Source organism: uncultured Microbacterium sp. (assembly GCF_963521645.1).
GTDB lineage: Bacteria > Actinomycetota > Actinomycetes > Actinomycetales > Microbacteriaceae > Microbacterium.
In genome coordinates, this window is the sequence record NZ_CAUQVQ010000078.1 from 1 (window position 1) to 11694 (window position 11694).

The window sequence follows — 11694 nt, forward strand, 5'->3', positions numbered from 1 at the left end:
CCAGTTGGGTTCCGACGGCGGTCGGGGGGGTTTGCGGGGCCACCCCCCCCCCCCGCCCCGCTGCCCTCCCGGCCGCGACTCCCCCCCCCGCTCATCCCCCCTGGGGCCCTTCTCCATGTCCGGCGCCGGACGCCGCTCGATCACCAGATCTCGATCTCGATCCGGTCTTCCGAGACGGTCGCATCCCCGCGCAACGACCACGATTCGGTGCGGTAGGTCTCGGTCCTCGGCGCACCGTCCTGGCCCGTCCCCGTGACCGTCGCCACGAGCACGCCTCCGTCGGCGACGAAACCCGCGTCCGTGAGTGTCAGCACGGGCATCCGTTCGATCCGGAAGCGCACCTCCTCGACGGCCGCGAACTCCGTGCCCCAGGGGATCCGGATGCCGCACCCCTCGGGCATGGTCCCCGCGAGCGCCGGATCGGCCGTGCAGTCCTCGAGCAGCTCCTCGAGCTGCACCTGCGCGGCCTGCCGGGGATCCTGCGAGGGCGTCGAGAGAGCGGTCTCGGCGGGGGAGGAGCCCTCGGGTGCACGGATGCTCGACGTCTGCCAGATCCAGACCACCGCTCCCACCATCACGAGAGCACCCACGATGGCAGCCACCGCCCACGCGGCGCGACGGTTCACACCGAGCCCTCTCGTGTGTGCACGTGACGCCGGGCCGGCACGACGGAGGGGTCGGAGCGGGCGCTGAGCGCGGCGTGCACGTCGTCCGCGGCGGTGCCCCATCCCGACACCGAGATCTCGGAGAGGCCCTGCCAGGAGGCGGCGAGGGCGAGCTCCGCGGCGACCCGCTCGGCGTCGTCGGCCGGCTTCGCCTGCGGTTCCCACCAGGCCGACTGCACCTGGAGGGTCGACGTCGCGCGATCCGCCTTCAGGTCGACGCGGGCGACGATGCGGTCGCCGACGAGCACCGGCAGCGAGTAGTAGCCGTATCTGCGTTTCTCGGCGGGCACGTAGATCTCGATGCGATAGTCCAGCTCGAAGGCCCGCAGCGCCCTGTCGCGGAACCACACGACCGGATCGAACGGCGTCAGCAGCGCGGCCGCATCGATTCTGCGGGGCAGTACGGCATCCCGGTGACGCCACGATGCGAGCGGTCGGCCGCCGCGTTCCCACCCGCGCACCGTGGCGGGGATGAGCTCGCCGGCGTCGACGAGATCGGCGATCGAGCGCGACATCGCGGCGCGATCGCGGATGCGGTGGTAGTCGGCGAGATCCGACTGCGTCGCCACACCCGAGGAACGGGCCGCGCGTCGCGTGAGCTCCCGGATGGCGTCGGCCCGCGGGATGTCGCGAGAGAGGATCTCCGGGGGTATCACGCGTTCCGCGAGCGCGTAGCTGCGTTCGAATCCCTTGCGGCCGCTGATCGCCACGTCGCCGGTGCGCCACAGATGCTCGAGAGCGAGCTTGACATCGTCCCAGTCCCACCACGAGCCGCGTTCGCGCGGAGCGTCGGCGCGGAGATCCGCAGGACGGAGCGGTCCCCGATCCCGCAGCTCGTCCAGGACCCATTCGAGCGTGCGCGCGTTGGTGCTCATCCACGAATCGGGTCCGGACCATCGTGCCCGGAAATCGTCCATCCGAAAACGCCAGAGCGGCCAGTCCTCCACCGGGATGAACGTCGCCTCGTGCGCCAGGTACTCGACGTAGTGACTCGTGCGCGAGTGGAACACCCTGTCGAGCAGCGCCGGGTCGTACGAACCCAGCCGGGAGAACATCGGGAGGTAGTGCGATCGCGCGAACACGTTCACCGAATCGATCTGCAGGACCCCGAGACGATCCATGACGCGGTGCAGGTGCCGTGTCGACACCGAGGCCGGTCTCGACCGCGTGAAACCTTGTGCGGCGAGTGCGAGTCTGCGCGCCTGAGCAGCGCTGAGGGTGTCGATCACGTGGTCAGCGTATCGCCGGGGACGGACACCGGAGCCTCGTCATGGCACGCGACGCCTGCGCCGTAGACTTGGGCGATGAGCGAAGAGCAGCGTCGACGGCTGAGGGACCTCTTCCGTCCGAGCGTGCGGACTCCCGAGCGGCCCACGCCCTCCGAGACGGATGCGGCGGTGCCCGCGGGCCTGCGCATCACCGCCGCCTACGCATGGCGTCTGCTGCTGATCGCCGCGGCGGTCGCCGGGATCATCTGGCTCGTGATCGAGCTCAAGCTCCTCGTCATCCCGCTCATGGTGGGCATCCTCATCACGGCCCTGCTGTGGCCCGCGATGCACTGGATGCTGCGTCATCGATTCCCGCGCTGGCTCGCGGTGACGATCTCGATCATCGGCACGCTCGCGATCGTCTCGCTGCTGCTGTGGCTCGTGATCTGGCAGGTGCGTGCACAGCTGCCCGACGTGCAGCAGCGCAGTTCGGAGGCGGTCGAGCAGTTCCGTCAGTTCCTGCTCACCGGTCCGCTGCATCTCAGCGAGACGCAGATCCAGAACTACATCGATCAGGGTCTGCAGATCGTCAACGAGCAGACACAGGCCCTTCTGAACGGTGCGCTCGCCGTCGGCACGACCGCTGCGCATGTGGTGACCGGAGCCGTGCTCTCGCTCTTCATCCTGATCTGCCTCCTCGCCGACGGGCGAGGCATCTGGCGGTGGACGCTGCGCCTCTTCCCGCGAGCCGCCCGCCCGGCTGCAGACGCCGCCGCGAGCAACGGCTTCGCCACGATCGTCAACTACGCCCGCACGCAGCTGCTCGTCGCCGCGATCGACGCGGTCGGCATCGGCGTCGGTGCGGCTCTGCTGGGAGTGCCGCTGGCCATCCCGGTCGCCGTCCTCGTCTTCCTCGGCTCGTTCGTCCCCATCGTGGGTGCCGTCGTGACCGGCGCGATCGCCGTGCTGCTCGCACTCGTGTACAACGGCCCCTGGATCGCGCTCGCGATGCTCGCCGTCGTGCTCGGCGTGCAGCAGCTCGAAGGGCACATCCTGCAACCGATCCTGATGGGTTCGGCCGTCAAGGTGCATCCGCTCGCCGTCGTCCTCGTCGTCGCGGGCGGGTCGATGGTGGGCGGCATACCGGGCGCGCTGTTCGCGGTGCCGCTCGCGGCGTTCGTCAACGTCGCCGCGGTCACCGTCAGCACCGGCTCCTGGCGCACCGGCGTCAGACCGGATGCCGACCTCATCTGGAGCACAGTCCCGCGCGAACCTAGACGGAGGAATCGATGAGCGCAGTCCCCAGCCTGACCGAGTTCGAGAGCGCTGCTCAGAGTCTTGCTGAGGTGATCACCCACACGCCGACCCTCCCGTCGCGCGCGCTCTCCGACATCCTGGGCGCGCCGGTCCTGCTGAAGATGGAGAACCTGCAGCGCACCGGGTCGTTCAAGATCCGCGGCGCGACCTACCGCCTCTCCCGGCTGACCGACGAGGAGCGCTCGCGAGGAGTCGTCGCCGCGTCGGCGGGGAACCACGCTCAGGGCGTCGCGCTCGCGGCTCAGGCGCTGGGCATCCCCGCCACGATCTTCATGCCGATCGGCGTCCCCGTGCCCAAGCTGCTCGCCACGCGCGGCTACGGCGCGGAGGTGGTGCTCGAAGGCGAGACGGTGGCGACCTCGCTCCGTCTGGCCTCGGAGTTCTCCGAGCGCACCGGCGCGATGCTGATCCACCCCTTCGACCACCGTGACGTGGTTGTCGGTCAGGGCACCCTCGGACTCGAGTTGCTCGAGGACGCTCCCGAGGTCGACACCATCGTCCTGGGCATCGGCGGAGGCGGTCTCATCGCGGGCGTGGCGGCGGCGGTCAAGGCCCGTGCCGCGCAGCTCGGCAGATCCGTGCGGGTCATCGGCGTGCAGGCCGAGAACGCGGCCGCCATGCCGCCCTCTCTCGATGCCGGGCACCCCGTCGACATCGAGACCAGGCCGACGATCGCCGACGGCATCCTCGTCGCGCGGCCGGGTGCGATCCCGTTCGACATCATCAAAGACCTGGTCGACGAGGTCGTCACGGTGTCCGACGACGACCTTGCGCGCGCCATCCTCATCCTTCTCGAGCAGGCGAAGGTCGTCGTCGAGCCTGCGGGCGCTGCGGGCGTCGCGGCGATCCTCGCGGGCAAGGTCTCGGCGACCGGAACCACGATGGCTGTGCTGTCGGGAGGCAACATCGACCCGCTGCTGCTGCAGCGCGTGGTGTCCCACGGTCTCGCGGCATCCGGGCGATACCTGACGATTCGGATTCCGCTGCCCGACCGCCCGGGGCAGCTCGCCCGCGTGTCCGAACTCATCGCCGAAGCAGGGGCGAACGTCATCGAGGCCATGCACACGCGCCACGGGCACGGCCTGCAGATCACCGAGGTGATCCTCGAGCTCAGCGTCGAGACGCGAGGCGCCGAGCACTCCGAGCACACTCTCGACACACTGCGTCGTGCGGGTTTCGAGCCGATGATCGTCCCCGACTGACCGGGCGTCCGCGTCGTCTCATGCGAAGAGGCCCCGTCCTGGTGGACGGGGCCTCTGTCGACGGAGGGAGGCTCAGCCGGTGTACGTCTCGACGTTCACGATCTCGACCGCGATCGAGCGACCGTTCGGCGCCTCGTACGACGACGTGTCGCCGACCTTGAGTCCGAGAATGGCCTGACCGAGCGGGCTCGCCTCGCTGTACACGTCGAGGTCGCTGCCCGCCGCGATCTCGCGGCTGCCGAGGAGGAAGACCTCTTCGCCGCCCGCGACGAGCGCCGTCACGACAGTGCCCGGCTCGACGATCCCGCGGCTCGCCGGTGCCTCGCCGACCTTCGCCGTCTTGAGCAGATTCTCGAGCGTGCGGATCCGAGCCTCCTGCTTGCCCTGCTCGTCCTTCGCGGCGTGATAGCCGCCGTTCTCCTTGAGGTCGCCCTCTTCGCGGGCCGCCTCGATGCGCTTGGCGATCTCGTCGCGCCCTGTCGTGGAGAGATGCTCCAGCTCGGCGACGAGCCGGTCGTAGGCTTCCTGCGTGAGGAAGGGAACCTGAGCGTCAGTAGACATGACGAAGCTCCTTCGTTAGTCGCCCGCCGACCTTCCGCGGGGGATATGCCAAGACGCCCCGGCACGGTGCCAGGGCGTCATCTGTCTGGTCAAAGTCTAAGCGACCCAGCAGGCCTTCACCAAACCTGTCGTCGCCTCGGCGACGGTCGGCACGGTCGCCGAGAAGGTCTGCGAGTGGCTGTCCCCGGCGGGGATCTCGACGACTTTCCACCCGACCACGCCGAACTCCTCGTCGAGCGCCTCCACCACGCAGCCGACGTCCTTGCCCTGCACTCCGGTCACCTGGAAGCGTACCTCGACTGTGTGCTCGTCGATCAGCTCGAAGCCCAGGTCATCGGAATCGACCGAGTTCATCTGGGTCGACACCACGCTCCACCCGAGGGCCGCGACGGCCGCCGTGGCGGCCAGGATCATCACGATCCAGGGCCATCGCCGCCGCCGGGTACGGCCGTAGCGTTCGTCGAGCTGCTGTGCGGTCGTCACAAGGGGGGTCTTCCGGTCGTTAGGCTGGTGACTACAGGTTATGCGACCTGTGTGTGAAAGGCAGATTCCATGCTCGCTCTGACCGAGACCCCGATGCCGACGCCCTCGATGACGGTGGCTCCGGAGCTCGTCACCCCCGGCTTCGTGGGGTTCGCCGCCGTCGTCGTCGTGCTGATCGCGGTGATCCTGCTGATCCTCGACATGAACCGCCGCATCCGGCGGGTGCGCTACCGCGAAGAGGTCCGTGAGGAGCTCGATGCCGAAGAGGCCGCACGCGCGGCCGATGAGGCCACGGAGACGGACGCTGACCTGCCTGTCGTGCGCGAGGGCGACGACGACCCCGAACGGCGCTGACGACCGCAGGCACACCCCGCAGGGTCAGGCTCCGAGCGAGGGCGACAGCGGGTCGAGCGCGATGAGCAGGCACGCGGTCCAGTGGCACAGGAACGCCAGCACGGTGCACACGTGGAAGATCTCGTGGAAGCCGAAGTGCCCGGGCCACGGGTTGGGCCTCTTGAGCGCGTAGACGATCGCTCCGCCCGTGTACAGCAGGCCGCCGACGATCACGAGGACCATCATCGCCGCATTCACCGCGAGCAGGTCGGCCATGTACATCACGGCCGCCCAGCCGAGCACCAGGTACAGCGCGACGTACAACCAGCGGGGCGCATTGATCCAGAAGACGCGGAACAGGATGCCCAGCAACGCTCCGCTCCAGACGAGCACGAGCAGCAGCGTGCCCTTGCCCGGAGGCAGAGCGAGCACGGCGAGCGGCGTGTAGGTGCCGGCGATCAGCAGCAGGATGTTGGCGTGGTCGATGCGCTTCAGCACGACCTTCACCTTCGGACTCCAGTCGAACCGGTGGTACAGCGCCGAGTTGCCGAACAGCAGCAGGGACGTCGCCATGAACACTGCGGCCGCCCATTTGGCGGCGCCGCTCTGGGCGAAGACGATGAGCAGGACTCCGGTGACGATCGCCACGGGGAAGATGCCCGCGTGGATCCATCCGCGCCACGTCGGCCGGATCTCCGCCTGCGCGTCGTGGGCGGCCTCCTCCAGAAGCGGGAGCTGAGGCAGATCAGGTGCTGAGGACTCGGGTGCGCTCACCTGCCCCACTCTAGGCGGCGCGTCATGCCGCCGGGCGTACATATGCTGAGCGTCAGCCTCCGCCGAACGAGGCTCGGCACGGTAGCGTAGGCGGGTGATGACACGCGAGGGCCAGGGGCGGGGGCCGCTGTACCGGCTCTACACGAACAGGCTGCGCCGTCATCTCGACCCTTCGTCGGTTCCGCATCACGTCGCGATGATGATCGACGGCAACCGGCGCTGGGCGCGGCAGCTGGGGTACGCGACTCCTGCAGAAGGCCATCGAGCGGGCGCCGCGAAGATGCAGGAGTTCCTCGGCTGGTGCGACGAGCTCGGCATCCGTGTCGTGTCGCTGTATCTGCTGTCGAGCGACAATCTGCGCAAGCGCGACTCCGCAGAGCTCGCAGACCTCATCGAGATCATCGCCGAGCTCGCCGAAGCGCTCTCGAGAGAGGCGAACTGGCGGGTGAAGCACGTGGGGCGCGCCGACATCCTGCCTCCGGAGCTCGCGCGGGTGCTCGACGACGCGCAGGAGCGCACGCGTGATCACACCGGGCTGCACGTGAACCTCGCGGTCGGCTACGGCGGACGCAACGAGATCGTGGACGCGGTGCGCAGCATCGTCACCGCCCATCAGGCGTCGGGCGGCACGATCGAGGACCTGGCCGCTCATCTCACGCCCGAGATGATCGGCGAGCACCTCTACACGGGCGGTCAGCCCGACCCCGACCTGGTGATCCGCACGAGCGGCGAGCAGCGCCTGAGCGACTTCCTGCTCTGGCAGAGCGCCCACAGCGAGTTCTATTTCGTGGAGGCTCTCGGCCCGGATCTGCGTCAGGTCGATTTCCTGCGCGCGATCCGCGACTTCGCGGACCGCGACCGTCGCTACGGACGCTGAGCGCCGAAGTCTTCCTGCTCTTCTCCCACGGGAGTCGAGCAGCTGCCGACCCGCTCGTCGCCGCACGACCCGTTCATGAGTTCGTAACGAAACGCGGGCGTGTCGGGTCGACGAAACGTCTGTGATCGGTCGTAGCTTCTAGTCATCGGGCAAGGTGCCCGTCGGGTCGGCCTCAGGTACGCGACTCGTGACCCCCTGGTCGACTCGTTCGAATAACCGGGAGCCCCCGGGTCGGGAGTGGGTCGTGACCTCACGTACGCAGCAGTCCAGCACCGCCCAGCAGTCCAGCCGCAGCACCGTTCGCACAGCATCCGCCGCACAGGATCAGGCCCTCCGCACCTACGTGCTCGACACGTCGGTCCTCTTGAGCGATCCGCAGGCGTTCTTCCGTTTCGCCGAGCACTCCGTGGTCATCCCGGTGGTCGTCATCACCGAGCTCGAAGGCAAACGTCACGACCCCGAGATCGGCTACTTCGCCCGGCAGGCGCTGCGTCATCTCGACGATCTGCGAGTCGAGCACGGGCGGCTGGACTTCCCCGTCGAGGTCGGCGAGGGCGGCACCCTCCGTGTCGAGCTCGCGAACACCGACGCGTCGGTCCTGCCGGCGGGGATCCGGCTCAGCGACAACGACACGCGCATCCTCTCGGTCGCGATGCACCTCGCTCAGGACGGGCAGGACGTCACGATCGTCTCGAAGGACCTGCCGATGCGCGTGAAGGCGGCCTCGCTGGGTCTGCGAGCGGAGGAGTACCTCGCAGAGCAGGCCGTGGACTCGGGATGGACCGGCATCGCCTCTCTCGACCTGTCCGGCGACGAGATGAGCGACCTCTACGAGAGCGAGGTGGGCATCAGCGAGGACGCGCGGGGCATCCCGGTCAACACGGGCCTCATCATCCACTCGGAGCGCGGGTCCGCGCTGGGGCGGGTGACCGGCGAGGGCGAGTACCGACTCGTGCGGGGAGACCGGGACATCTTCGGGATGCACGGTCGCTCGGCGGAGCAGCGCATCGCCATCGATCTGCTGACCGACCCCGAGGTGGGGATCGTCTCGCTCGGCGGCCGCGCGGGCACGGGAAAGTCTGCTCTCGCGCTGTGCGCCGGACTCGAGGCGGTGCTCGAACGCCAGCAGCAGAAGAAGATCATCGTCTTCCGTCCGCTGTTCGCGGTCGGCGGGCAGGAGCTCGGCTACCTTCCCGGAGATCAGGGCGAGAAGATGGGGCCGTGGGGTCAGGCCGTGTTCGACACGCTGGGCTCGGTCGTCTCCGGCAACGTCATGGAGGAGGTCGTCGAACGGGGCATCCTCGAGGTGCTTCCGCTCACCCACATCCGCGGTCGCTCGCTGCATGACGCGTTCGTGATCGTCGACGAGGCGCAGTCGCTCGAGCGCAACGTCCTCCTCACGGTGCTCAGCCGCATGGGCCAGAACTCACGGGTCGTGCTCACCCACGATGTCGGCCAGCGCGACAACCTGCGCGTCGGGCGCCACGACGGCATCGCGAGCGTGATCGAGACCCTCAAGGGGCACGATCTGTTCGCCCATGTCACGCTCACGCGATCCGAACGCTCGGCGATCGCGGCGCTCGTCACCGAGCTCCTCGAAGGGGGCGAGCTGAGCTGAGACGAACGAGAGCGGATGCCGTGCGATCACGGCATCCGCTCTCTCGCGTCCGGGACACACCCCTGCGATCCGCGTCGCGCGACGCCGGCGCCGGTCTAGGCTCGGGGCATCAACCGCAGACGATGGAGTGGTGCGCGATGAGCGATGCGACGAAGACCGTGGAAGACGACCACCAGTTGCCCCCCGTGGCGGTGGAGGAGAGACCGCGGTGGACGCCGCTGAAGATCGTGATCTGGGTGGCGATCGCGCTGCTGGGAGGCGTCGCGTGGACGATGCTCGCGATCGTCAGGGGCGAGACGGTGAACGCGATCTGGTTCGTGTTCGCGGCGGTCTGCACCTACCTCGTGTTCTACCGCTTCTACTCCAAGTTCATCGAGCGAAACCTGGTCAAGCCGAACGACAGGCGTGCGACCCCCGCCGAATACAAGGCAGACGGCAAGGACTACGTCGCCACCGATCGCCGCGTGCTCTTCGGACACCACTTCGCCGCGATCGCGGGCGCCGGCCCCCTCGTCGGCCCGGTGCTGGCCGCGCAGATGGGGTACCTGCCCGGCACGATCTGGATCATCGTCGGAGTCGTGCTGGCGGGCGCCGTGCAGGACTACCTCGTGATGTTCTTCTCGATGCGACGCGGCGGTCGCTCGCTCGGCCAGATGGCGCGTGACGAGCTGGGCCGGTTCGGCGGCACGGCCGCGATCATCGCGACGCTCCTCATCATGATCATCATCACCGCGATCCTCGCGCTCGTGGTCGTGAACGCCCTCGGCGAGAGCCCGTGGGGTGTGTTCTCCGTGGCGATGACGATCCCGATCGCGCTGTTCATGGGCGCCTACCTCCGGTGGATCCGCCCTGGCAGGATCACCGAGGTCTCGCTCATCGGCTTCGTGCTGCTCATGGCGGCGATCATCGGCGGCGGCATGGTCGCCGAGACCGACTGGGGTCAGGCGATCTTCACTCTCGACCGCACGACGATCGCGTGGGGCATCATCGTCTACGGATTCATCGCGGCGGTGCTGCCCGTGTGGATGCTGCTCGCGCCACGCGACTACCTCTCGACGTTCATGAAGATCGGGGTGATCGTGGCGCTCGCCGTCGCGATCCTGTTCGTGCGACCCGAGATCACGGTTCCCGCCTTCAGCGAGTTCGCCGCGGGGGAGACGGGGCCCGTGTGGGCGGGAGCGCTGTTCCCGTTCCTGTTCGTCACGATCGCCTGCGGGGCGCTGAGCGGATTCCATGCCCTCATCGCATCGGGCACGACCCCGAAGATGGTCGAGAAGGAGAAGCAGACCCGCTTCATCGGGTACGGCGGGATGCTCATGGAGTCGTTCGTCGCGATCATGGCGCTCGTCGCCGCGATCTCCATCGACCGCGGGCTGTACTTCGCGATGAACTCCTCTCCGGCGGCGACGCTGGGCACCGTCGAGGGCGCGGTGGCGTTCGTCAACGGCCTCGGCCTGACCGGCGTCAACCTGACGCCCGAGCTGCTCACGAGCACAGCGGAGGCCGTGGGGGAGGAATCGATCGTCTCCCGCACGGGCGGCGCTCCGACTCTGGCCCTCGGCCTGGCCCACATCATGCAGCAGTGGATCGGCGGCACCGGGATGATGGCGTTCTGGTACCACTTCGCGATCATGTTCGAGGCACTCTTCATCCTGACGGCGGTCGATGCAGGAACCCGCGTCGCGCGGTTCATGCTGCAGGACTCGGTGGGCAACGTGATCCCTCGCTTCAAGGACACGTCGTGGCGGGTGGGTGCATGGATCTGCACCGCGGTGATGGTCGCGGGGTGGGGAGCGGTGCTCATCATGGGCGTCACCGATCCGCTCGGCGGCATCAACACCCTGTTCCCGCTGTTCGGCATCGCCAACCAGCTGCTGGCGGCGATCGCGCTCGCCGTGGTGCTCACGATCGTCGCCCGTCGGCGAACCTTCCGGGTCCTCTGGGTGGTCGCGCTGCCCCTGGCCTTCGTGACGGTCGTGACGGTCACGGCATCGCTCCAGAAGATCTTCTCGAGCGTGCCGCAGGTCGGCTATTTCGCGAATCACGTCGCCTTCCGCGACGCGCTGGCCGCGGGGGAGACATCGTTCGGCACCGCAACGAGTGTCGCCGCGATGGAGGCGGTCGTGCGCAACACGATGATCCAAGGCATCCTGTCGGTGACGTTCCTCGTGCTGTCGGTGATCGTCATCACGATCTCGGTCGTCAAGGTGATCCAGGCGCTGCGTCCGGGGCCGGTCGTCGACCACGAGGACCCGGAGGTTCCGTCGCGCCGCTTCGCTCCGGCCGGGCTCCTCGCCTCGCCGGAAGAGCGCGCGGTCGAGAAGGAATGGAACGACCTTCCCGCATCCGTTCAGCCGACGAGGGGGCACTGATGGCCGCCGTGGTGACCGACCACGTCCGGCGGGCGTGGCAGGCGATCGCCTGGTACGTCAACGGCGTGACGGGGCAGTCGCGGTATGCGGACTATGTGGCCCATGAGATCCAGCGGCATCCCGACCGCGAACCGCTCAGCGAACGCGAGTTCTGGAGAGCGCACTACGCCCGGCAGGATGCCGACCCGGGTGCCCGCTGCTGCTGACCGCACACGTGCCCCGGGCCTGCTCCTGTTCCTCGTTCACTTCGGGGGCCGACACGCCATGCGCCGAGGCCGACGCAC

At 68.5% G+C, this 11694-nt stretch carries 12 protein-coding genes; 7 read left to right on the top strand and 5 right to left on the bottom strand.

Translation table 11 applies throughout. The annotated features are described in order from the left end of the window. Positions 1-140: 140 nt before the first annotated feature. Together RWO82_RS12925 and RWO82_RS12930 are read right to left on the bottom strand one after the other, a co-directional pair. Positions 141-626: a hypothetical protein gene (locus tag RWO82_RS12925; protein WP_314427723.1), complete on the bottom strand. Its 486-nt coding sequence runs from the start codon at positions 624-626 to the stop codon at positions 141-143. Continuing rightward, positions 623-1894 (bottom strand): DNA glycosylase AlkZ-like family protein, encoded by a 1272-nt coding sequence (locus tag RWO82_RS12930; RefSeq protein ID WP_314427727.1) that lies wholly within the window; start codon positions 1892-1894, stop codon positions 623-625. Before RWO82_RS12930 ends, RWO82_RS12925 begins: the two co-directional genes overlap by 4 nt. A gap of 75 nt (positions 1895-1969) precedes the next feature. Here RWO82_RS12930 and RWO82_RS12935 point away from each other — a divergent pair, with 75 nt between their 5' ends. Together RWO82_RS12935 and ilvA are read left to right on the top strand one after the other, a co-directional pair. Then, complete coding sequence (locus RWO82_RS12935; protein ID WP_314427730.1) at positions 1970-3166, top strand: AI-2E family transporter; 1197 nt, start codon at positions 1970-1972, stop codon at positions 3164-3166. Continuing rightward, positions 3163-4392, top strand: coding sequence for a threonine ammonia-lyase (gene ilvA, locus RWO82_RS12940; protein ID WP_314427732.1), 1230 nt, complete (start codon positions 3163-3165; stop codon positions 4390-4392). The genes RWO82_RS12935 and ilvA overlap by 4 nt, the downstream gene beginning before the upstream one ends. 72 nt (positions 4393-4464) lie before the next feature. Here the strand turns inward: ilvA and greA are convergent, their stop codons facing one another. Together greA and RWO82_RS12950 are read right to left on the bottom strand one after the other, a co-directional pair. Next, positions 4465-4953 carry a transcription elongation factor GreA gene (gene greA / locus RWO82_RS12945; protein WP_314427735.1) on the bottom strand — a complete coding sequence of 163 codons (489 nt, stop codon included), beginning with the start codon at positions 4951-4953 and terminating at the stop codon, positions 4465-4467. Between the two features lie 96 nt (positions 4954-5049). Then, positions 5050-5436 (bottom strand): DUF4307 domain-containing protein, encoded by a 387-nt coding sequence (locus tag RWO82_RS12950; protein WP_314427737.1) that lies wholly within the window; start codon positions 5434-5436, stop codon positions 5050-5052. Between the two features lie 69 nt (positions 5437-5505). On the opposite strand from RWO82_RS12950, the gene RWO82_RS12955 reads away from it, so the two are divergent. After that, positions 5506-5790: a hypothetical protein gene (locus tag RWO82_RS12955; RefSeq protein ID WP_314427739.1), complete on the top strand. Its 285-nt coding sequence runs from the start codon at positions 5506-5508 to the stop codon at positions 5788-5790. Between the two features lie 24 nt (positions 5791-5814). Here the strand turns inward: RWO82_RS12955 and RWO82_RS12960 are convergent, their stop codons facing one another. Continuing rightward, a complete protein-coding gene (locus RWO82_RS12960) occupies positions 5815-6513 on the bottom strand; it encodes a hemolysin III family protein (RefSeq protein WP_314427751.1) in 699 nt (232 codons plus the stop codon). A gap of 127 nt (positions 6514-6640) precedes the next feature. Here RWO82_RS12960 and RWO82_RS12965 point away from each other — a divergent pair, with 127 nt between their 5' ends. The 4 genes from RWO82_RS12965 to RWO82_RS12980 all read left to right on the top strand — a co-directional run bounded on the left by RWO82_RS12965 (position 6641) and on the right by RWO82_RS12980 (position 11616). Next, positions 6641-7420, top strand: coding sequence for an isoprenyl transferase (locus RWO82_RS12965; protein WP_314427754.1), 780 nt, complete (start codon positions 6641-6643; stop codon positions 7418-7420). Positions 7421-7763: 343 nt separating this feature from the next. Further along, positions 7764-9038, top strand: coding sequence for a PhoH family protein (locus tag RWO82_RS12970; RefSeq protein WP_399540844.1), 1275 nt, complete (start codon positions 7764-7766; stop codon positions 9036-9038). Positions 9039-9175: 137 nt separating this feature from the next. After that, positions 9176-11410, top strand: coding sequence for a carbon starvation CstA family protein (locus tag RWO82_RS12975; protein ID WP_314427746.1), 2235 nt, complete (start codon positions 9176-9178; stop codon positions 11408-11410). Beyond that, positions 11410-11616: a YbdD/YjiX family protein gene (locus RWO82_RS12980; protein ID WP_314427749.1), complete on the top strand. Its 207-nt coding sequence runs from the start codon at positions 11410-11412 to the stop codon at positions 11614-11616. The genes RWO82_RS12975 and RWO82_RS12980 overlap by 1 nt, the downstream gene beginning before the upstream one ends. The last annotated feature ends 78 nt before the right edge of the window (positions 11617-11694 follow it).